21 protein-coding genes are annotated in these 20,209 nt (G+C 73.1%); 12 read left to right on the top strand and 9 right to left on the bottom strand.

Annotated features, from left to right (window positions below; translation table 11 throughout):
• Positions 1 to 322 precede the first annotated feature (322 nt).
• Positions 323 to 3,169 carry a LysM peptidoglycan-binding domain-containing protein gene (locus N1F89_RS13170; protein ID WP_290084603.1) on the bottom strand — a complete coding sequence of 949 codons (2,847 nt, stop codon included), beginning with the start codon at positions 3,167 to 3,169 and terminating at the stop codon, positions 323 to 325.
• 117 nt (positions 3,170 to 3,286) lie between these two features.
• Between N1F89_RS13170 and N1F89_RS13165 the strand changes: the two genes are divergently transcribed.
• Positions 3,287 to 3,898, top strand: a complete 612-nt coding sequence (locus N1F89_RS13165; protein WP_290084601.1) for a TIGR00730 family Rossman fold protein — start codon at positions 3,287 to 3,289, stop codon at positions 3,896 to 3,898.
• Between the two features lie 10 nt (positions 3,899 to 3,908).
• Here N1F89_RS13165 and rarD read toward each other — a convergent pair whose 3' ends face one another.
• The 4 genes from rarD to N1F89_RS13145 all read right to left on the bottom strand — a co-directional run bounded on the left by rarD (position 3,909) and on the right by N1F89_RS13145 (position 8,635).
• Positions 3,909 to 4,835: an EamA family transporter RarD gene (rarD, locus tag N1F89_RS13160; RefSeq protein ID WP_290084599.1), complete on the bottom strand. Its 927-nt coding sequence runs from the start codon at positions 4,833 to 4,835 to the stop codon at positions 3,909 to 3,911.
• Positions 4,836 to 4,911: 76 nt separating this feature from the next.
• Positions 4,912 to 6,525, bottom strand: coding sequence for a citramalate synthase (gene cimA / locus N1F89_RS13155; RefSeq protein ID WP_290084597.1), 1,614 nt, complete (start codon positions 6,523 to 6,525; stop codon positions 4,912 to 4,914).
• Positions 6,526 to 6,852: 327 nt separating this feature from the next.
• Positions 6,853 to 8,358 (bottom strand): cysteine--tRNA ligase, encoded by a 1,506-nt coding sequence (gene cysS, locus N1F89_RS13150; protein WP_290084595.1) that lies wholly within the window; start codon positions 8,356 to 8,358, stop codon positions 6,853 to 6,855.
• 82 nt (positions 8,359 to 8,440) lie between these two features.
• Positions 8,441 to 8,635 carry a hypothetical protein gene (locus tag N1F89_RS13145; protein WP_290084593.1) on the bottom strand — a complete coding sequence of 65 codons (195 nt, stop codon included), beginning with the start codon at positions 8,633 to 8,635 and terminating at the stop codon, positions 8,441 to 8,443.
• Between the two features lie 72 nt (positions 8,636 to 8,707).
• Between N1F89_RS13145 and N1F89_RS13140 the strand changes: the two genes are divergently transcribed.
• Positions 8,708 to 8,863, top strand: a complete 156-nt coding sequence (locus N1F89_RS13140; RefSeq protein ID WP_290084592.1) for a transcriptional regulator — start codon at positions 8,708 to 8,710, stop codon at positions 8,861 to 8,863.
• Here N1F89_RS13140 and N1F89_RS13135 read toward each other — a convergent pair.
• Positions 8,840 to 9,469 carry a LysE family transporter gene (locus tag N1F89_RS13135; RefSeq protein WP_290084591.1) on the bottom strand — a complete coding sequence of 210 codons (630 nt, stop codon included), beginning with the start codon at positions 9,467 to 9,469 and terminating at the stop codon, positions 8,840 to 8,842. The two genes, N1F89_RS13140 and N1F89_RS13135, sit on opposite strands and share 24 nt — an antisense overlap.
• A gap of 57 nt (positions 9,470 to 9,526) precedes the next feature.
• Positions 9,527 to 10,291, bottom strand: a complete 765-nt coding sequence (locus N1F89_RS13130) for an SOS response-associated peptidase (RefSeq protein WP_290084590.1) — start codon at positions 10,289 to 10,291, stop codon at positions 9,527 to 9,529.
• 88 nt (positions 10,292 to 10,379) lie between these two features.
• Between N1F89_RS13130 and N1F89_RS13125 the strand changes: the two genes are divergently transcribed.
• From N1F89_RS13125 to N1F89_RS13095, 7 genes are all read left to right on the top strand, one after another.
• Positions 10,380 to 10,790, top strand: coding sequence for an NUDIX domain-containing protein (locus N1F89_RS13125; protein ID WP_290084589.1), 411 nt, complete (start codon positions 10,380 to 10,382; stop codon positions 10,788 to 10,790).
• Positions 10,791 to 10,831: 41 nt separating this feature from the next.
• Positions 10,832 to 11,209, top strand: coding sequence for a TIGR02301 family protein (locus N1F89_RS13120; RefSeq protein ID WP_290084588.1), 378 nt, complete (start codon positions 10,832 to 10,834; stop codon positions 11,207 to 11,209).
• A gap of 237 nt (positions 11,210 to 11,446) precedes the next feature.
• Positions 11,447 to 11,701 carry a hypothetical protein gene (locus N1F89_RS13115; RefSeq protein ID WP_290084587.1) on the top strand — a complete coding sequence of 85 codons (255 nt, stop codon included), beginning with the start codon at positions 11,447 to 11,449 and terminating at the stop codon, positions 11,699 to 11,701.
• Between the two features lie 167 nt (positions 11,702 to 11,868).
• On the top strand, positions 11,869 to 12,612 hold the full coding sequence (locus N1F89_RS13110; protein WP_290084586.1) for a hypothetical protein: 744 nt from the start codon (positions 11,869 to 11,871) through the stop codon (positions 12,610 to 12,612).
• Positions 12,613 to 12,690: 78 nt separating this feature from the next.
• On the top strand, positions 12,691 to 13,125 hold the full coding sequence (locus N1F89_RS13105; RefSeq protein ID WP_290084585.1) for a hypothetical protein: 435 nt from the start codon (positions 12,691 to 12,693) through the stop codon (positions 13,123 to 13,125).
• Between the two features lie 72 nt (positions 13,126 to 13,197).
• Positions 13,198 to 14,082: a folate-binding protein YgfZ gene (locus tag N1F89_RS13100; RefSeq protein ID WP_290084584.1), complete on the top strand. Its 885-nt coding sequence runs from the start codon at positions 13,198 to 13,200 to the stop codon at positions 14,080 to 14,082.
• Entirely contained in the window at positions 14,082 to 14,738 is a 657-nt protein-coding gene (locus N1F89_RS13095) for an HD family hydrolase (protein WP_290084583.1), read from the top strand. Before N1F89_RS13100 ends, N1F89_RS13095 begins: the two co-directional genes overlap by 1 nt.
• Before the next feature lie 15 nt (positions 14,739 to 14,753).
• Here N1F89_RS13095 and N1F89_RS13090 read toward each other — a convergent pair whose 3' ends face one another.
• Together N1F89_RS13090 and N1F89_RS13085 are read right to left on the bottom strand one after the other, a co-directional pair.
• A complete protein-coding gene (locus tag N1F89_RS13090) occupies positions 14,754 to 16,205 on the bottom strand; it encodes a RimK family protein (RefSeq protein WP_290084582.1) in 1,452 nt (483 codons plus the stop codon).
• Positions 16,202 to 17,308, bottom strand: coding sequence for a peptidase C39 family protein (locus N1F89_RS13085; protein ID WP_290084581.1), 1,107 nt, complete (start codon positions 17,306 to 17,308; stop codon positions 16,202 to 16,204). The genes N1F89_RS13090 and N1F89_RS13085 overlap by 4 nt, the downstream gene beginning before the upstream one ends.
• 224 nt (positions 17,309 to 17,532) lie before the next feature.
• Here N1F89_RS13085 and N1F89_RS13080 point away from each other — a divergent pair, with 224 nt between their 5' ends.
• The 3 genes from N1F89_RS13080 to N1F89_RS13070 all read left to right on the top strand — a co-directional run bounded on the left by N1F89_RS13080 (position 17,533) and on the right by N1F89_RS13070 (position 20,178).
• Positions 17,533 to 18,396, top strand: a complete 864-nt coding sequence (locus N1F89_RS13080) for a mechanosensitive ion channel domain-containing protein (RefSeq protein ID WP_290084580.1) — start codon at positions 17,533 to 17,535, stop codon at positions 18,394 to 18,396.
• Positions 18,393 to 18,689 carry a LysM peptidoglycan-binding domain-containing protein gene (locus N1F89_RS13075; protein ID WP_290084579.1) on the top strand — a complete coding sequence of 99 codons (297 nt, stop codon included), beginning with the start codon at positions 18,393 to 18,395 and terminating at the stop codon, positions 18,687 to 18,689. The genes N1F89_RS13080 and N1F89_RS13075 overlap by 4 nt, the downstream gene beginning before the upstream one ends.
• Positions 18,690 to 18,939: 250 nt before the next feature.
• Complete coding sequence (locus N1F89_RS13070) at positions 18,940 to 20,178, top strand: MFS transporter (RefSeq protein WP_290084578.1); 1,239 nt, start codon at positions 18,940 to 18,942, stop codon at positions 20,176 to 20,178.
• Positions 20,179 to 20,209 lie beyond the last annotated feature (31 nt).

Here is a 20,209-nt window from a genome sequence, read left to right as displayed (position 1 = left end):
CCCGCCGCCAGGTCGACGCTGCCCCTCACCCTGCCCTCTCCCCGCAGGCGGGGAGAGGGTGAGGTCGCGCGCGTCTTCGGCGGCCGTCCCCTCTGACCCCCCTGTCGGCTGCGCCGACATCACCCCCTCAAGGGGGGAGATCGGGCTGGCGTTTGCGGCCGGCCGCCGTGCCGAGGCCTGCGAGACCGGGGGCGCCCCCTTCTCCCCGCACGCGGGGAGAAGGTGCCCCGCAGGGGCGGATGAGGGGCGGCGCGGGCAGCGGCCGGAGCGGCGCAAGCCGGCCCACCGGCATCGGCCCGACGGCGACGGCGCGCCCGTCGCCTCAGCGCGGCACGGTGATCGCCTGGTCGCCGATGCGGCTCATGTCGGCCTTCTCGCCCTCCTCGGTGCTGCCGGGCACGGTGAAGACCTGGCCCGGCCAGATCCGGTCGGGATCGCGGATCTGGTCCTGGTTGGCGAGATAGATGGTCGAGTAGCGGATGCCGCGGCCGTAGACGCGCCGCGAGATGCGCCACAGCGTGTCGCCGCGGCGGATGATCACCGCGCTGTCGACGGCCTGCAGCTTGGGCGCGGTGACGACGCCGGCCTCGCCGGCCCCGGCACTGCCGCTTGCCGCGCCGCCCGCCGCGGCAAGCCGCTCGGCCTTTTCCGCCGCGCTGTCGGGCGCGGCGTCGGCGGCCGCGTCGTCCGTGCCCGGCAGGCTCCCGGCGGCGTCGGCCGCGTCGTCCGTGTCCGGCACGCTCCCGGCAGCGGCATCGGCGGCCCTGCGGTCGGTCTGCGGACCGGCGACCTCGGGCACATCGCCGGCATCCGGCGCGGCGGCCGGCGATGCGGCCTGCTGTGCACCGCCGGCGGTCGTCGCGTCCGGCGCGTCGCGCGGCTCGGCAGGCCCGTCGGCCGCGGCAGGCGCTGCATCCGTCGGCGCCGCGTTGGCCTCGTCGGCCGCCGCCGTCGGTTCGTCCCGTCCGCCGGCGGTGCCGGCCATCGCGGTCTCGCCGCCGGCATCGGCCGAACCTGGCGCCGCCGGCTGCGGCGCGGCGGCGGTCTCGGACCCGGCATCACCGGTCTCGGATTGGGGTGGCGTCAGCGTCGGACCGCCCGGCGCCGCGCCATCGGCCGGCGCGGCCGCGGCCGCCGCGTCGTCTTCCGCCGGGCCGGCGGCATCGGCAGCCGGGCGCTCGCCCGCCGGCGCGGCATCGGCCTCGACAGCCCCCGCGGGCGCGGGCGCAGCGTCGCGCGCAGCCGGTTCTCCGGTCGCGCCTTCTTCTGCGGCCGCGTCTTCCGCGCCCGCCGCAGCGGTATCGCCGGCGGCGGGCGCGCCCGCCTCACCGGCCGCCTCGGACGGCGCCGCCTCCGGCGCGGCGAGCTCGGCCGGCGGCGTGTCGTCGAGCGCGGCCATGGCGTCCGGCGCGACGGCGGCGATGGTCTCGCCCGGCTCGCGCTCGAACGGCACGGCGGCGCGCGCGATCACGTCGGCACCGTTGTCGGCCAGCATGTCGGCGCGCACGATGTAGTCGCCCACCGGCAGGTCGCGCACCGCCTCGACCAGGAACTGCCCGCCGGGCGAGGCGATGGCGTCGCCGAGCAGGATCTCGTTGGCGTAGACGCGCACGCGGCGGCCGGGATCGGCGACGCCGGCGACGAAGATCTCGCGGCCGTCGATCTCGACCGCCTGCACGAAGACGGAGGGCTGGCGACCGGGTGCGGGCGCGTCCGGCTGCGGCGCAGGTTCGTCCGGCGCCGCCGCGCTGTCGGGCGCCAGCGCCGCCATGCGCTCGCCGCCGGTCGCGTCGTCCGGCGTCGGCGCATCGGGCTCGGACCGCGCCTGATCGTCCACCGCAGACGCATCGGGCGCAGTGGCGCGGCGCGTGTCGTCGGTCGTCGTGGCGGGCGGGCCGGCAGGCGCCGCCGCATCCGCGGCATCGGCCTGCGCGTCGCGCGCCGGCCCGTCGTCCCGCGGCGCCGGCGGCGTCGCGTCCTCGGCCGCGACGGTCACGTCCGGCGCCGGCGCAGCCTCGCCGGCCGGCGCATCGGCCGCCGTCTCCCGTTCCTCCTCCGCCGCCGGTTCGGGCGCGGCGGGCCCGGCATCGGGCGCCGCCGGGTCGGCATCGGCGGTCACCGCGGGGTCGACCGTCGCACCGTCGGGTGCCGCGTCCGGCGTCGCGGTCTCGTCCTGCGTGGCGGTCACGTCGGGCGTCGCGTCCTGCGTCACAGCCTCGCCGGTCGCCTCGCCCGCATCGGCTGCGGCGAGGCCGCCGGGCGCGGTGCCGGCGATCTCGGAAGCGCCGTCCGGCGCCGGCGGTGCGACGACCGCGACGTCGGCCGGCGCACCGGCCTCCGCGCCCTGCCCGGCATCGGCATCGGCATCGACATCGGCAGCGGCTTCGGTCTCGGCATCGGTATCGGTCTCGGCGGCCGCGACCCGGTCCTCGCTGGCGCCGCCCGGCACGGCCGCATCGCCGGCCGGCTCGGGCGCGGCGGTCTCGGCCGTCTCGGCGGTTTCGGCCGTCCCGGCCGGCACGCCGTCGCCGCCGGGCTCGCTCGCCGGGGCCGCCTCGGGCACGGTGATGAAGCGGCTCGGCTCGCCGGGCTTTTCCACCAGCGCCAGCACCTGGCCGGTCTCGCTGTCGGGCACCGAGACGATCGCCGTTTCGATCGACGTCGCCACCACCGCGTCCGGCGAGGTGGCGCGCAGCACGATCTCGTAGTCGCCGGGGCCGAGCGGCTCGTCGAGCACCACCGCGAAATCGCCGGACGGGCCGGCCTCGGCCGTGCCGATGGTGCGCGAGCCGGTGACCACCTCGACCGATGCGCCGGGCGCGGCGCGTCCGGCGATCACGATCGAGCCGTCGGGCTCCACCCGCACCAGATCGAAGGCCGGCACCACCACCTCGGTCGCGGCCGGCGTCTCGCCCGCGCCGTCGGGTCCCGCCTCGGGCGCTTCCGCGCCGGCGTCCTGCGGCGCGTCGGCGCCGGTGATGGGGGTCGCCGGCTGCGGTGCTGCGGCATCGTCCCGACCGGCCTGCGCATCCCCTTCGGGCAGCGCGGCGACCACCGGCGCATCGCGGCCGAGATAGGGATCGAGGGCGCCGGCAAAGTAGGCGGTGGCGCCGGCGGCGATCAGCGCGCCGAGAAGGAAGAGAGCCGCCCGGACCGGCGTTGCACCCATGATTCGCGCACCTCCAGCGATTGTTTTTTCGCGGTCTAGCCTGTTTTCCGGGGGGCGACAAGAAAAACGCCGGATGCCCCTTGACCGCAGTCACGCAGGCAATACCAAATCGGTTTCATGACACCGATCTCCTCCATCTGCGTGTATTGCGGGTCGTCTGCGGGCCGCGATCAGACCTATTCCGACGCCGGCCGCACGCTCGGCCGCGCACTGGCCGACAACGGGCTCAGGCTCGTCTATGGCGGCGGCACCAAGGGCATCATGGGCGCGGTCGCCGAAGGCTGCCTTGCTTCCGGCGGCAAGGTCACCGGCATCATCCCGCGCTTCCTGATGGCCAAGGAAGCCACGGCGGAGGCGCTCGAACACCTCGACGACCTGATCGTGACCGAGGACATGCACACCCGCAAGCACAGGATGTTCGAGGAATCGGACGCCTTTGTGGCGCTGCCGGGCGGCATCGGCACGGTCGAGGAGATCGTCGAGATCATGACCTGGGCGCAGCTCGGCCGGCACCGCAAGCCGATCGTCTTCGCCAACATCGCCGGCTTCTGGGATCCCTTCCTGACGCTGATGAGCCACATGCGCGAGCAGGGCTTCATCCACTCCTCGCGCCTGGTGCGGCCGATCGTGGTCGACAGCGCGGAGGCGATCGTGCCGGCGGTGATCGAGGCGGCCGGGCGGCGCGGCGCACCGGCCGGCGGCCGCGAGGAGGTGATCGAGCGGCTGTGAGGCGGACGCGTCAGGCCGAGCCGGGCGGCACCGTGCGCGCAGCGCGCCGGCGGCCGGCCAGCATCGGCCAGGTGTAGAGCGCCAGCGCCAGCCAGATCATCACGAAGGCCACGGCCCGCCCGCCGTCGAACGGCTCGCGGAACACGAACACCGCGATCAGGAAGATCATCGTCGGCGTGATGTACTGCATGATGCCGATCGTCGAATAGCGCAGCAGCTTGGCGCCGAAGGCGTAGAACAGCAGCGGCACGGCGGTCGCCGGTCCGCAGCCGATCAGAAGCAGCACGTCGACCGGCTGCGCGGTCACGAAGCTGCCCGCCCCCGTCGCCTGCAGATAGCCGACATAGCCGAGCGCCGGCACGCTGAGGATCGCCGCCTCGAGGAAGAAGCCCTGGCTCGGGCCGATCGGCAGCGTCTTGCGCAGGAAGCCGTAGGTGGCGAAGGAGAGCGCGAGCACGAGCGAGATCCACGGCAGCCCGCCGGCCTGGACGGTGAGCACCGCCACCGCCGCGGCCGCCAGCGCCACGGCCGCGACCTGCAGCCGGTCGAGCCGCTCGCCGAGCAGCACGGCGGCCAGCGCGATGGAAACCAGCGGGTTGATGTAGTAGCCGAGCGCGGCCTCCAGCGCCCGGTCGTTGCCGATCGCCCAGACATACAGGCCCCAGTTCACCGAGATGAAGCCGGCCGGCAGCACCGCCATGGCGAGCAGCCGCGGCGAGCGCACGACGCGGCGCAGGTCGGCCGTGCGGCGCAGCGCCAGCAGCGTCAGCCCGGCGATCGGCACCGACCACAGCGCCCGATGCGCCACCACCTCGACGGGCGGAATGTGGGCAACTGCCTTCATGTAGAACGGCAGCAGGCCCCACAGCAGGTAGGCCGACAGGGCGAAGGCGAAGCCGCGGCCGGCTTCGCTCTGGGCGGTGGATTCGACGCTCATGCGCCTGCTATCGGCCGGACGGCGCGGCAGCACCATCGAAAACTTCTGATCGATCGGCGGCCGGCAAGGCGGCGCCCTACTGCGCCGCCGCGCCGATGGCGGCCTGGCGGTTCTTCATCAGCTTGTAGACGACCGAATCCATCAGCGCCTGGAAGGAGGCGTCGATGATGTTGTCCGACACGCCGACGGTGCGCCAGCGCGCGCCGCTGGCGTCCTGCGATTCGATCAGCACGCGGGTCACCGCCTCGGTGCCGCCGTTGAGGATGCGCACCTTGTAGTCGACCAGCTCGAGATCGGCGATCTCGTCCTGGTAGCGGCCGAGGTCCTTGCGCAGCGCGATGTCGAGCGCGTTGACCGGACCGTGCCCCTCGGCCACCGACATGCGCGTCTCGCCGTCGACGACGATGCGCACGATCGCCTCCGACACGGTCTTCAGATTGCCGTTGGCGTCGAAGCGGCGCTCGACCATGCAGCGGAAGCTGTCGACGGCGAAGAAGTCGGGCACGCCGCCCAGCGCACGGCGGGCCAGCAGCTCGAAGCTGGCGTCGGCGCCCTCATAGGCATAGCCCTCCGCCTCGCGCGCCTTGACGCGGGCGATCAGCGTGTCGAGCCGCGGGTCGGCCTTGTCGACGGCAATGTCGAAGCGGGCGAGCTCGGCGATGAAGTTGGCGCGGCCGCCCTGGTCCGACACCATGACGCGGCGCCGGTTGCCGACCGTCTCCGGCGGCACGTGCTCGTAGGTCTGCGGCGCCTTGAGGATGGCCGAGGCGTGGATGCCGGCCTTGGTGGCGAAGGCGGAGGCGCCGACATAGGGCGCCTGCGGCTCGGGCGCCCGGTTCAGCAGCTCGTCGAAGGCATGCGACAGCCGCGTCAGGCCGGCCAGCCGGTCGGCCGCAAGCCCGATGTCGAAGCGCCCGGCATAGGGCGCCTTCAGCATCAGCGTGGGGATCAGCGTCACCAGGTTGGCATTGCCGCAGCGCTCGCCGATGCCGTTCAATGTGCCCTGCACCTGGCGCACGCCGGCCTCGACGGCGGCCAGCGTGTTGGCGACGGCCTGGCCGGTGTCGTCATGCGCGTGGATGCCGAGCCGCTCGCCCGGCACGCCGGCGGCGATCACCGCCTCGACGATGCGGCGCACCTCCGCCGGCTGGGTGCCGCCATTGGTGTCGCACAGCACCACCCAGCGGCTGCCCGCCTCGCAGGCCGTGCGCGCGCAGGCGAGCGCGTAGTCGGGATTGGCCTTGTAGCCGTCGAAGAAGTGCTCGCAGTCGACCATCGCCTCGTAGCCGGCGGCGCGGGCGGCGGCGACGGATTCGCCGATCGCCGCGAGGTTCTCCTCGTTGGAGCAGCCGAGCGCCACCGCGACGTGGTAGTCCCAGCTCTTGGCGACGAAGCAGATGGCGTCGGCGCGCGCCTGCAGGAGCGCCGCCAGACCGGGGTCGTTGGAGGCCGACACGCCGGCGCGCTTGGTCATGCCGAAGGCGACGAAGCGCGCCGCCGCCGTGCGCTTGTCGGCGAAGAAGGCGGTGTCGGTCGGGTTGGCGCCGGGATAGCCGCCCTCGACATAGTCGAGCCCGAAATCGTCGAGCATCGCGGCGATCGCCACCTTGTCGTCGAGCGAAAAATCGATGCCCGGCGTCTGCTGGCCGTCGCGCAGCGTGGTGTCGAACAGATACACGCGGTCTTTCATCGGCCCGTTTCTCCCGGTGGCGCGACGGCGGGTTGTCTCATGGTCGTCCTCGCGGGAGGGGCCGCGGGCGGCGGCGCGGCGCCCCCCTCTGGGCTGCCGCCCATCTCTCCCTCGAGGGGGAGATCGGGCCGGCATGGGGGCCGGTGCCCCACCGTCTCGGGCCGTGCTGTAGCCGGCGGATGTTCGCATCGCAGGTCCAACCCGGCCGCCGCAGCGTCGTCGCATCGAGCGGCCGCCGCCGCGCCTGTCCACGATAGGCAGGCGCGGCAACCGAAGCCGCCGATCTCCCCCCGCGAGGGGGAGATGCCCGGCAGGGCAGAGGGGGGATCACCGGCGCACCTCCCAGCGCGTGCGGCGCTCGCCGCTTTGCGGGTCCTTGTGGTCCATGAGCTGGATGCCGCGGCCGGCGAGGTCGTCGCGGATGCGGTCGGCCTCGGCGAAGTTTTTGTCGCGCAGATGCGCCAGGCGCTCGGCGATCGCCGCCTCGACGGCCTGTGTGTCGACGGCCGCGCCCGAGGCCTTGGCCGCGAACCAGTCGCTGCCGGTGCCGCCGAGCAGGCCGAGCAGCGCGGCGCTCGCCTTGAGACAGCGGCGCGCGCCCTCGCTGCCGCGCGCGGCCGCGGCACGCAGGTCGTGCAGCGCGGCGATGGCGCCGGTCGTGCCGAGATCGTCGAGCAGCGCGTGCAGCGTGTCGGCGCAGTCGAACGCGCCCGCCTCGACTTCGCCGACGGCGCGGTACCAGCCGTCGAGCACCGCCTCGGCCTCCTCCAGCTTGCGCACGGAAAAGTCGATCGGCTCGCGGTAGTGGGTCATCAGCATGGCCAGGCGCAGCACCTCGCCGGGCCACGGCCGGCCGCCGAAGCCGTCGCTGTCGAGAAGATCGCGGATGGTGACGAAATTGCCCTCCGACTTCGCCATCTTGCGGCCCTCGACCTGCAGGAAGCCGTTGTGCAGCCAGTAGTTGGCCATCGCCGGGGTGCCATGCGCGCAGCGCGACTGGGCGATCTCGTTCTCGTGGTGCGGGAAGATCAGGTCGAGGCCGCCGCCGTGGATGTCGAACACCGGCCCGAGATAGGCCGCGGCCATCGCCGAGCACTCGATGTGCCAGCCCGGCCGGCCGCGGATCTCCACCGTGCGCCCGTCGGCGGTGAAGGCGGCGTGCCAGCCCGGTTCGTCGGCGGCCGATTCCTTCCAAAGCACGAAGTCGCCGGCATGGCGCTTGTGCGCCTCGACGGCGACGCGCGCGCCGGCCTGCTGGTCCTCCAGGCGGCGCTTCGACAGCGCGCCGTAGTCGGCCATCGAGCGCGTGTCGAACAGCACCTCGGCGCCGGATTCGCCTTGCGCGACATAGGCATGGCCGCCGTCGATGAGACGCTGAATCAGGCTCTTCATGTCGGTCAGGCCGTCGGCGCGCGGCAGCACGAAATCGGTCGCCCGCGGCTCGTGCGTCGGCTCCAGGCAGCCGAGCGCGGCGACGTCGCGGTGGAAGCGGCGCGCCGTCGTCTCCGTCACCCGGCGGATCGCCTCGTTGAGGGTCAGCCGGCCGGCCGCGATCTCCGCGCCGTGGTCGCGCAGGGCGCGCGCGTTGATCTTGTCGTCGACGTCGGTGATGTTGCGCACATAGGTGACGTGGTCGGCGCCGTAGAGCTGGCGCAGCACCCGGAACAGCACGTCGAAGACGATGACCGGCCGCGCATTGCCGATATGCGCGTAGTCGTAGACCGTCGGCCCGCACACATACATGCGCACGTCGGCCGGATCGAGCGGCACGAAGTCCTCCTTCGCGCGCGTCAGCGTGTTGTGAAGGCGAAGTCCCCGAAAGGCCTCGGACATGACGTCTCCCCTGGCCTGCTGGCCGGGGCGTTTTTCTCGTCGACGAAGGGAGGGCGAAAACGTCCGGACCAGCGAATAGGCGCTAGCCGATAATGCAGATGCCGGCGATGATGGTGGCGGTCGTTTTCATGGCCCGCCTTATCGCCTTCGGCGCCGGCCGCGTCAAGGCGGAATTCGGCGCGCCCGGCGGGGCGCCGGCGGGCAAAAACCGGCATTTGAAGAAAGTCTTAATCACGTTTGCCGAAAATGCCGTTCGGGCGGCCGGCGAAGCGGCCATCGGCCACGCTTTCGTCGAAATCGCTCAGCATGTCGGCCAAAGGCGAACACGCCCAAGCTCGAGGCAGGAACGATGGCCCGCAAAGACACGCGCACCAAGCCGCAGCCCGCAAAGACCGGAGGCCTGCTCAGCCAGTACAACGCGATCGGCCCGGCGGCCGTCGTGGCTGCGCTGATCTGCGCCAAGCGGCAGACGAAGGCGACGTCAAGCGGCGTGAAGCCGGCCTAGCAGGCCGACGGCGATCGCGCCCATCACGAGGCCGATCGCCACGTCGAGGACGCGCCAGGCGGCCGGCCTGGCGAACACCGGCTGCAGCAGCCGGGCGCCATAGCCGAGCGCGAAGAACCAGGCGAAGGACGCGGCCACCGCGCCGGCGCCGAAGGCCGCCCTCGCCGTGCCGCCATAGCCCGCCGACACCGAGCCGAGCAGCAGCACCGTGTCGAGATAGACGTGCGGGTTGAGCACGGTGAAGGCGAGACAGGCGGCGACCGCGCCGCGCAGCGTCGTCGCCGCCCCGCCGGCCGCCAGCAGCGCGCCCGGCCGCAGGGCGCGGCGGAACGACAGGCCCGCATAGAACAACAGGAACGCCGCACCGCCGAGCGTGGCCGCCGCGACCAGCGCCGGCGAGCCGGCGACCGCCGTGCCGAGCCCCGCCACGCCGAGCGTGATCAGCGCCGCATCGGCGACCGCGCAGATCAGGCAGACGGCGAGCACGTGGCGACCGACGAGGCCCTGGCGCAGCACGAAGGCGTTCTGCGCGCCGATCGCCACGATCAGCGAGCCGCCGAGAAAAAAGCCGGCGACGAAGCCGGCCGCATCGCCCGGTGCCAGCATGGCCGGCGGCCTACCCGCGCCGGCCGCGCCGGCCGCGGCGGGGCGCGGCCGGCACCCTCACAGCAGCCGCAACTGGCCGGCCGCCGGCGGCGGCGGCTCGTCCTGCGCCGCCTCCGCCGGGCGCGCCGCCTCGGCCACCGGCTGCTGCACCTCGGGTCCCGTGTTGGCCACCTTGTTGACCCTGTCGGAGACCGGCACGGCCTCGAAGAAGCCGTCCTCGGCCGGGCGCAGGAGATCGGCGACGTCGGCCGGCGCATGGCCGCGGCAGTCGAGCCAGCGGGCGAAATACTCGGGCGCGATCACCACCGGCATGCGGTCGTGCACCGGGGCGACGTCGGCGCTGGCCGCGGTGGTCAGGATGGCGCCGGTGTCGAGCTCGGAGCCGCCCGGCTCGAGCCAGGTCTCCATCAGCCCGGCGAAGGCGACGACGCCGCCATGGCGCGGCCGCACCCAGTAGGCCTGGACCGCCTTGCCGCCGGCGCGGCGCCACTCGTAGAAGCCGGAGGCCGGCACCAGCGTGCGGCGGTGCCGCATGGCGGCGCGGAAGGCGTTCTTCTCGGCCGCCGTCTCCGAGCGCGCGTTGATGAGCAGCGGAAAGCGCTTCGGGTCCTTCACCCAGGACGGCAGCAGCCCCCAGCGCACCAGCAGCGCCTGCCGGTCGGGCAGGTTGGAGCCGGCCGGGCGCGGCGGCGCGGCCGCCACCATCAGGATCGGCTGGGTCGGCGCGATGTTGTAGCGCGGCGGAAACGCCTCGAGCTCGAGCAGCGCGAACAGCGCCTCGACCTCCTCCGGCGTCGCATTGAGCGCAAAGCGGCCGCACATCGCAGATCTCCCCGCAGGCATCGCGGCGGCGCGGTTTGCCGGCGCCGCGATCCGTCCTAAAGAAGGCGGAGGAAAGGGATATCCGCCGATGGATGAAGACGCAACGCTGGCCGTCTCGGTGGCCGCCGTGAGCGGCGACCGCGTGCTGCTGGTGCGCCGCGGCCGGGCGCCGGCGCGCGGCCTCTACGCCTTTCCCGGCGGCCGGGTGGAGCCGGGCGAGAGTCTCGAGACGGCGGCGCGGCGCGAGCTCGCCGAGGAGACCGGGCTGCTGGCCGAGCGGCTGGCGCGGCTCGACGAGATGCTGCTCGGCGGCGGCCCGAACGACGTGCGGCTCTACCGCCTCACCGTGTTCCGCGCCGACCGGGTGAGCGGCCGGCTGCGCGCCGGCGACGACGCGGCCGAGGTGGCCTGGTACAGCCCGGAGGCGATGCGCGGGCTGCCGATGACCGGCTCGACGCTGACGGTCGCCCGCCGGCTGCTCGGCAAGCCATGCCCCTGACGCGCCTTGCAGCCGCCCGAATCTTGGCCCACAAGATCGGCATGACGCGTCATCGCCGTCCCCTCGCCGGCCTCGCCCTCGCGCTCGGCATCCTCGCCGCAGCGCCGGCACACGGCGTCGAGGCACCCTACGAGAAGCCGCTGCTGCGGCTGGCCGAGGTGCTCGGCTCGATCCACTATCTGCGCAATCTGTGCGGCGAGGCGGGCCAGGAATGGCGCGAGCGCATGGAGGCGCTGCTCGAGGCCGAGGCCCCGCCGCCGGCGCGCCGGGCGCGCATGGTGGCGAGCTTCAACCACGGCTACCGCTCCTTCGAGGCGAGCTATGCCGTGTGCACCGAATCGGCGCGCGCGGCGATCCGCCGCTACATGAAGGAGGGGGCCGAGCTGTCGAGCGACATCGCCGCGCGCTACGGCAACTAGATCGCTGCGCCGCGCGCCGCTACAAGGGGGGCGCGGCCGGCCCGCGCGGGCGCGGAGAGCAAGGGCGCGCGGCACGGGCGGCAAGCGCTGCCCGGCGCGCGTTAACCCTGCCGCGAACGGTCCGACCCAAGCCGCATTTGCTGTGCTAGATGTGTTAACGGCGGCTTAAGGCCGGCATGCGGATTTGAGACAAATGCGCCGGATCGCACGGTCGGGCGAACGAGGCAGACGAACGGCATGGACCACGGGCAGAACGACATCGACCGGCTGATCCGCGAGGAGATGCGGCTCGTGGCGGCCGAGCATCAGGGCGAGGCGTGGGCGGAAGGCTTCGCCTCGGGCATCGCCGCCGACATCATGGCCGAGGCGGCGCTGTCGACGGCCTTTCGCGAGCTGCAGCGCAGCCACGGCGAGGAGGCGGCGCTGGCGCTGATCGAGCGCATGCGCGAGCGCGTCATCGCCGGCGAGTTCATCGACAGCGCGCGCCATTGAGGGGCGCCGTCGGTTCCGCTACCCTTCGGGCCATGATGCCGAACGGTGGGAAGCGGTTTTCGGACGACGGCATGAGCGATCCGACCAGCATGGCCGCGCGGCCGCGAGCGCGGGGCGATTCGGCCGGGCTGCAACCGACGCCCGGGCGTTGCTGCGGGAGCGCGGCGATGAGCGCCGATCGGCTGGCGGGCGCAAGGCGCCCTGCGGCGTGGCCGGCGGCCACGCGCGGGCTCGCCACCGCCGCCCTGCTTCTCGCCGGCACCGCGAGCGCGGCCGCGCTGAGCGAGATCCAGCGCGAGGAGCTGTCGCCGCCGCTGCAGGACGAGGCACGGCCGGGCACGGTGCCGACGCCCGACCCGCCGGTCCTTCCGCGCGATGCCGCACCGGCCGACGAGGAGAGCGCGCCGCCGGCCGACGCGGCCGGCGAACCGGCCGCGCCCGTCCAGCCGGAGGTGATCTACGACCTCGACCGCCTGCCCGAACCGGTGCGGCGCCTGCACGGGCTGATCGTCGAGGCCTGCCGCAGCGGCGACCTCGCGGCGCTGCGGCCGCTGCTCGGCAGCGGCGAGACGGCGACCACGCTGTCCTTCGGCGGACCGGTCGAGGACCCGATCGCCTTCCTGCGCGAGATCTCCGGCGACCAGGGCGGACAGGAGATCCTGGCGATCCTGCTCGAGGTGCTGCAGGCGGGCTACGTGCATCTCGACGCCGGCACGCCGGCCGAGCTCTATGTCTGGCCCTACTTCTTCGCGCTGCCGCTCGATGGCCTGACCGACCGCCAGCGGGTCGAGCTGTTCACCCTGGTGACGGCCGGCGACTACGAGGACATGAAGAACTTCGGCGCCTACATCTTCTACCGCGTCGGCATCACGCCCGAAGGGCGCTGGGTCTTCTTCGTCGCCGGAGACTGAGCGCCGGCGGCTTTGCAACCGGCGGCCGCAGCGCCCATATCGGCAGATGCGGCAGGAACGGGGCACAGGGAGGAGACGATGCACGCAGACGCACCTTTCGCCGAAGCCGGCGCGCTGCGCCGGGCGCCGCGCCAGAGCCGCGGCCGGCTGATGCGCCGCCTGGCGCTATTCCAGGTCAAGCTGTTCGCCGACGGGTTCCGCGACGTGGTGATGAGCCCGCTGTCGTTTCTCGCCGGCGCCTTCGGCATCCTGACCAGGCGCGACGACCCGGAAGTCTATTTCGAACGGCTGATGCATTTCGGCCGCGACACCGACCGCTGGATCAACCTGTTCGATCAGCACGACCCGGCCGATCCGCGCCGCGCGCCGACGCTCGACCGGGTGGCCGACGCGATCGAGACGGCGGTGCGCCGCGACTACGCCGCCGGCGGCCTGAGCGCCCGCAGCGCGGCGCGGCTCGCCCGGCTCGCCGCGCGGCTGCGGCGTGGCGACGGGGCCGGCGGCGGCGCCTGACGGGCGGGCTTGCCGCACCCGCGGCGGGCACCTAGGTAGGGCGAGCAACGCGCACCGGAGACGACGTTCCGCATGCCTGCCACCACGCTCGCCGATCGCACGCTCGTCGAGGTCTCGGGTCCCGAGGCCGAGCACTTCCTGCAGACGATCATCACCACCGATCTCGACACGCTCGAGAGCGGCGTCGCGCGCGCCGGCGCGCTGCTGACGCCGCAAGGCAAGATCCTGTTCGACTTCGTCGTCTCGCGCGCCGGGCCGGAGCGCTTCCGGCTCGACTGCCGGGCCGACGCGGCCGACGACCTCGTCAAGCGGCTGACCCTCTACAAGCTGCGCGCCAAGGTCGAGATTGCCAAGAACGATCAAGCCGTTGTGTCGGTATCCTGGGAAACCGATTCGACCGGTTCACACGCCGATTCAGCCGCTTCACGCGATGAATCCGATGCCGTCGCCGACGGCCGCTTCGTCGACCGCGACGACGTGCGGCGCCACTATGGCGCGGCGCCCGGTGGCGACGACGCGGACGCCTGGCAGCGGCTGCGCATCGCCCATGCGGTGGCCGAGAGCGGCGCCGACTTCGCGCTCGGCGAAGCCTTTCCGCACGACGTGCTCTACGACCGCAACGGCGGCGTCGGGCTGAAGAAGGGCTGCTTCGTCGGCCAGGAGGTCGTCTCGCGCATGCAGCATCGCGGCACGGCGCGGCGCCGGCTGGCGATCGCCGGGGGCGCTGCGGCGCTGCCGGCCGCCGGCAGCCCGGTGACGGCCGGCGGCCGCGCCATCGGCACGCTCGGCACGGTGGCGGGCGCCGACGCGCTGGCGCTGGTGCGCATCGACCGGGCCGCCGCCGCCATGCAGGCCGGCACGCCGATCGAGGCGGACGGCGTGGCCGTGACGCTCGCCCTGCCCGCCTGGAGCGGCCTCGCCTTCGCGGCCGGCGAGACCGACACGGAGGCCGGCTGATGGCCGGGGCCGGCCACGCCGCGCGCGCCTGGCAGCGCATGCTGTCGGGCCGCCGGCTCGACCTGCTCGACCCCTCGCCGCTCGACGTCGAGATCGAGGACATCGCGCACGGGCTCGCCCGCGTGTCGCGCTGGAACGGCCAGACCTTCGGCGACCACGCCTTCTCGGTGGCGCAGCACTGCCTGCTGGTCGAGGCGGTCTTCCGCTCGGGCAGCGGCGACACCGACCCTTCGGAAGCCCTGGCAGCGCTGCTGCACGACGCGCCGGAATACGTCATCGGCGACATGATCTCGCCCTTCAAGGCGGTCGTCGGCGGCGGCTACAAGACGGTGGAGCGGCGGCTGCAGCGGGCCATCCACATGCGCTTCTCGCTGCCCGGCGACCTGCCCGACGCGCTGGCGGCGGCGATCAAGCGGGCCGACCGCATCGCCGCCTATTTCGAGGCGACCGAGCTCGCCGGCTTCTCCGAGCGCGAGGCGGCGAGCTTCTTCGGCCGGCCGCGCGGGCTGCATGCGGCCGACTTCGACCTGGCGCCGCAGCCGGCCGGCGCGGTGCAGAAGGCCTTCCTCGCGCGCTTCGCGGTGATCGAGCGGCTGCGCGCGGCGCGCGGCGAGAGCGCGCTGTCGCAAACGGCGGCCGCGCCGGCCGATCGCTGAGGCGGCGATCGGGCCTCAGCGCTCCAGCCGCTCGACGAACCAGCGGGTGAGCCGGCGCCACACCTCGTCCTTCTCGCCGGCATCCTCGACGCCATGGTCGAGGTTGGGGTTGTCGTTGACCTCGATGACGCAGATGCCGTCGGCCGTCTCCTTCAGGTCGACGCCGTAGAGCCCGTCGCCGATGCAGCGCGCGGCGCGCACCGCGACGTCGACGACCTCGGCCGGCGCGTCGGCCAGCGTGAAGGCGCGGAAGCCACCCTCCTCCGGCCGGCCGCGCCGGTCGTGGTTGACGATCTGCCAGTGCTTGCCGGCCATCAGGTACTGCACGGCGAAGAGCGGCCGGCCGTCGAGAACGCCGATGCGCCAGTCGAAGGCGGTGGGCAGGAATTTTTGCGCCAGGAGCAGGTCGGAATCGGCCAGCCAGCGGCTGGCCAGCGCCTTCAGCTCGGCCATGTCGGCGGCCTTGCGCACGCCGCGCGAGAAGGCGCTGTCGGGGATCTTGAGCACCAGCGGGAAGCCGAGCGCCTCGGCCGCCGGCGCGAGATCGGCCGGGCCGGAGATCATCACCGTCGGCGGCACCGGCACGCCGTTGCCCGCCATCAGCTCGTTGAGATATACCTTGTTGGTGCAGCGGATCATCGACAGCGGATCGTCGATCACCGGCATGCCCTCCTGCGCGGCGCGGCGGGCGAAACGATAGGTGTGGTTGGAGATCGCCGTCGTCTCGCGGATGAACAGCGCGTCGTAGTTGGCCAGCCGCGGCAGATCCTTGCGGGTGATCGGCTCGACCTCGACGCCCATCTTGGCGGCGATCCGCGCCCAGTGCTTCAGCGAGGCGACCGAGGACGGCGGCAGCTCCTCCTGCGGGTCGATCAGCGTGGCGAAGGTGTAGCGGGCCGGGGTGCGCTGGCGCGCGTCGCGCCATTCGCGCCGCGTGTGGGCGTCGAGCGCGGCGACGAAGCGGCTCTTGGCCTCGCGGTCCATCCGCGACAGCGGCAGGAAGCCGATCTTGCGGATGCGCGCCCAGGCGCCGTCGTCGATCACAACCTCCAGCGCAGGAGCGCGGAACCAGTCGAACAGCAGCCGGGCGAAGCGGTCCCAGCCCTTCGACGGGCCGAGGCCGAAGAAGATGGAGACGGTGCGCGGGAACCCGCCGCCAACCCGCTCGCGGCAGGCGTTGAGCGCCTGCTCGAGCTCGGGCAGCGCGTTCTCGTAGAGCTTGCGCTCCGACAGGTCGATCATCGTCTCGACCGAGGGGATGACGCGGTGGCCGCGGGCGCCGGCCAGCAGCGAGGCGTAGTAGCCGCGGCTCTGATAGGCGTAGCTCGTCGCCAGGTTGATGATCTTGGGACGCTGGCCGCGAAACAGCGCCGGATGGGCGAGATAGTCGCGCGTGGTGATGATCTTGTGCGGCGTGGCGACCTGGCCGAGGTCGCCCGGCCGGCCGGTGAGGATGACCCAGGTCATGATCCGGTCGGGGCTCCGAGGATGACGGCGGCGCGCAGCCCGGCGCGGCCGAACTGGGCGATGCGCATGAAGACGGCATCGGGCACGGGGATCGCGGCCGCGTCGGCGGCCGTCTCGCCGCGCTCCGCCTCGACCCAGGGATCGTGCAGCACCAGGTGGCCGTCGTCGGCGCCGATCACCAGCACCCAGTGCGGCACCTTCTTGCCGAACATCAGGAAGCCGCTGACGAGCACGGCGACGAGCCGTCCGCCGGCAAGCGCGCCGCGGATGTCGGCCAGCGTGAAGGCACGGCGGGCGACGGCGATGCGGTGGCGCGCCACGCGGGCGCGGAAATCGGCCTGGGCGAGCTGCATCACCTTGCGCTTTTCCGCGCTGCGCACCGAATCGAGGAACAGCGGCCCGTCGGCCGAGACGATCAGCCGGGCGGCGAGCCCGTTCTCGTGCGCGGCGACCGCCAGCCCGTAGGGCTCGCAGCCGCCCGGCCCCGACATCATGAAGACGGTGGTCGCCTCGCGCCACAGGCGGATCTCGGTCACCGCGTCGGGCCGGAAGGCGGGATCGAAATGGGCCCGCGCCATCATCAGGCAGGCCGGGCCGCAGGTGAAATCGGTGCTCTGCTCGTGATAGGGCACCGCCGGCAGCGCGGCATGGGTGCCGCGCAGCCGCTTCTCGCAGCGCAGGGCGGCCGCGCCGTCGGCATAGTAGCCGGTCTCGCGGCCGATGCGGCGGTAGCCGCGCGCCAGATAGAAGCCCACCGCGCGGGCGTCGGCCTCGCGCACCTCGAGACGCAGCACCAGGCGGTCGCGCGCATAGGCCGCCGCCTCGGCCGCCGCCAGCAGCCGCGCGCCGAGCCCGGCGCCCTGCCGGCCGGGCGCCACGGCGAGCGAATAAAGCCGCGCCACACCGCTGCCGCGCCGGTAGAGCACCATCGCATAGCCGGCCACCGCGCCGTCGACCTCGGCGACCAGCGTGTCGGCCGTGTCGCGGTCGATCAGCTGGCGGAACGAGCGGCGCGAGATGCGGTCGGTGGCGAAGGCGGCCGTCTCGATGCGCGTCAGGGCATCGACGTCGGAGCCGCGGGCCGGACGGATGACGGCTGTCATGCGCAATCGTAACACCGGCAAACCAGGCTGCCGACACCCATGTCCCGGACGCCTGCGTGCAGCCCGTTCAGCGCAAGTCGCAGACCCGCTATCGCGCCCCGATTGCGGCCGAAATGTGGCACGACGGGCCGCAGGCGCGCGCCGCGCGCGACCTTCCTTTCGGGGGCGGGTTCGGGTTAACTCGCGCCGAACCGAACGTTTCATGCCAAGGAGATTGCACAACCATGGAATTCGACACCGCCGGCATGGTCGACGCCGCGCAGGCCGCCATGCGCGAGGCGAGCGAGCTCGCCGTCGCCTACTCCTTCTCCATTCTCGGCGCGATCGTGCTTCTGATCGTCGGCTTCGTCGTCGCCGGCATCCTCAAGCGCTGGACCTATTCCGGCCTCGGCCGCTTCGAGAGCTTCGACGAGACGCTGCGCAAGTTCTTCGCCAAGGTCGTGCGCTACGCGGTCCTGGCGCTGGTCATCATCGCGGTGCTGGCGCAGTTCGGCGTCCAGACGGCGAGCATCATCGCCGCGCTCGGCGCCGTCGGCCTGGCGATCGGCCTGGCGCTGCAGGGCACGCTGCAGAACATCGCCGCCGGCATCATGCTCCTGGTGCTCAAGCCGTTCCGCGTCGGCGAGTATGTCGACTGCGGCAGCGTGTCGGGCACGATCGAGGAGATCGGCCTGTTCGCCACCGAGTTCAAGCGCATCGACGGCCTCTACGTGCTGGCGCCCAACAGCGAGCTGTGGAACACGCCGGTGACCAACTACTCGCGCAACCCGCTGCGCCGCAACGACCTGACGATCGGCATCGGCTATGGCGACGACATCGAGCTGGCGCAGCAGACGCTGGCCGACCTGGCCGCGCGCGACGGCCGCGTGCTCGACGACCCGGCGCCGGCGACCTTCGTCGGCGAGCTCGGCGACAGCGCGGTGGCGGTGACGCTGCGCTACTGGACAACCACGCCCGACTGGTGGCAGACGCGGCTCGACATGACCAAGGCGGGCAAGCAGGCCTTCGATGCCAAGGGCATCACCATCCCCTTCCCGCAGCGCGACGTGCATGTCGTGCCGGCGGCGCTGAAGGAAGCGGCCGAATGAGACGCCGCGCGGCGGCCATGGCGGGCGCGCTCGCGCTGGCCGCCGGGCTCGCCGCCGCGCCGGCGGCGGCGGACGGCGCGTCGCCCTGCGGCGCGCGCACGGCGGTGCGCCAGGGCGAGAGCCTGGCCGACGTGGCGCAGCGCTGCGGCGTCAACGTGGAGACGCTGAAGCAGGCCAATCCCGGCATCCTGCGCCAGGCGCCGGGCGCCGGCACCTTCGTGGTGGCGCCGCCGCAGCCGCTGCCCAGCCCGCGCGTGGGCGGCGGCAACCGCGGCGTCGTGCCGGGCGGCTGAACCGGCCGGCCGCCAGCCGATCCATCACGAAGTCTGACGCATCGTTCAACGCGACGGCGTTCCTTCGCCGGCGGCGTTGCGCTAGACCGTCAGACCGTAAGGCGTGCAGCGGCCTTGCAGCGGCATCGGCGCCTGTCCCGTCGATCCTGCCGCAGCGGTCCGAGGCCGTGCCAGCGCGCCTGGCAGCATGCTGTGGAACGGCGCATCGGCATGGAGCGCCGGCCACGCCTCGCCCTGGAGCCTGACACCGATGACAGCGATTCCCGCCGCACAACGCCGCGACCCTTCGATCCCCTGGCTGATCGTGATCTCCGGCTGCCTGATCGCCGCGCTGACCTTCGGGCCGCGCTCGGCGATGGGCTTCTTCCAGCTTCCCATGCTCGCCGACACCGGCTGGGACCGCAACACCTTCGGCCTGGCGATGGCGATCCAGAACCTGCTCTGGGGCATCGGCCAGCCGGTGTTCGGCGCCGTCGCGGACCGCTTCGGCACGTGGCGCGTGCTGGCGCTCTCGGGCGTGATCTACGCCGCGGGGCTGTTGCTGATGGCCAATGCGCAGAACGAGCTCATGCTGCATGTCGGCGGCGGCGTGCTGGTCGGGCTCGGCGTGGCGTCGGGCTCCTTCGGCATCGTGCTGGCCGCCTTCGCGCGCAACGTGCCGGCGGAGCGGCGCTCGATGGTGTTCGGCATCGGCACGGCGGCCGGTTCGGCCGGCATGTTCGTCTTCGCGCCGATCAGCCAGGGGCTGATCGACGCCGTCGGCTGGTCGGATGCGCTGATCGCGCTCAGCGCGCTGATGCTGGTCATTCCCGTGCTGGCGATCCCGCTCGCCGGCAACGCCAGGACCGGCGGCGCGGCGCTGGCCGAGTTCGAGCAGACGATGGGCGCCGCACTGCGCGAGGCGTTCGCCCACCGCAGCTTCGTGCTGCTCGTCGCCGGCTTCTTCGTCTGCGGCTTCCAGGTCGCCTTCATCACCGCGCACTTTCCCGCCTATGTCGGCGATATCGGCGTGGCGCCCGGCGTCGCGGTGGTGGCGCTGGCGCTAATCGGCTTCTTCAACATCATCGGCTCGCTCGCCTCCGGCGCGATCGGCCAGCGCTACTCCAAGCCGGCCTTCCTGGCGCTGATCTACATCGGCCGGGCGATCGCCATCACGCTGTTCCTGGTGCTGCCGCAGACCGCGGCCAGCGTCATCGCCTTTTCCGTCGTCATGGGGCTCTTGTGGCTGTCGACCGTGCCGCCGACCAATGCGCTGGTGGCGGTGATGTTCGGCACGCGCTATCTCGGCATGCTCGGCGGGCTGGTGTTCTTCTCCCACCAGGTCGGCTCGTTCCTCGGCGTGTGGCTCGGCGGCTTCCTCTACGACGCGTTCGGCAGCTACGATCCGGTGTGGTGGCTGGGCGTCGCGCTCGGCCTGTTCGCGGCCGCCGTGCACTGGCCGATCCGCGAGGCGCCGGTGGAGCGGCCGCTGGCGAGCCCGGCCGGCTGAGCGCGCGGGCGGCGGTCATGCGCGGCGGGCC

This window comes from Aquibium sp. A9E412 (assembly GCF_030398335.1).
GTDB lineage: Bacteria > Pseudomonadota > Alphaproteobacteria > Rhizobiales > Rhizobiaceae > A9E412.
The sequence above is the reverse complement of the archived record's forward strand: the minus strand, read 5'-3'. Positions and strand labels throughout refer to the sequence as shown.